We start from the raw sequence: 286 nt of genomic DNA, 5'->3' as shown, positions 1-286 counted from the left end.
AGGAACACGGTCTCGCCGGCGCCGCCATAGCGGGTTTCAGCGGTCGGTTCCGGGTTGAACACCAGCACGTCGCCCTTGGCGTTGGTCAGGGTCAGCGTGCCATCGGCACCCTGCTCGGCCTTCAGCTCGCCCTGCAGGCGGCTCGACACGGCCTCGTCCAGCGCCATCAGCGCCTTGTCGGTGCAGGCCATCATGGTCGACGCCATCGCGCTGACGCTCAGCTTGCCAGCGTCGAAGGTGTAGCCGCCGCCCATGCGGTTGCAGGTGTTGCTGACCGACAGGCGGC

1 protein-coding gene is annotated in these 286 nt (G+C 68.2%); it reads right to left on the bottom strand.

The genetic code is table 11. From position 1 onward, the window contains the following. A partial coding sequence (locus EN804_RS36630; protein ID WP_135922446.1) for an META domain-containing protein occupies positions 1-286 on the bottom strand: 286 nt, incomplete at both ends.

This window comes from Mesorhizobium sp. M8A.F.Ca.ET.161.01.1.1 (genome assembly GCF_004792105.1).
GTDB lineage: Bacteria > Pseudomonadota > Alphaproteobacteria > Rhizobiales > Rhizobiaceae > Mesorhizobium.
The sequence above is the reverse complement of the archived record's forward strand: the minus strand, read 5'-3'. Positions and strand labels throughout refer to the sequence as shown.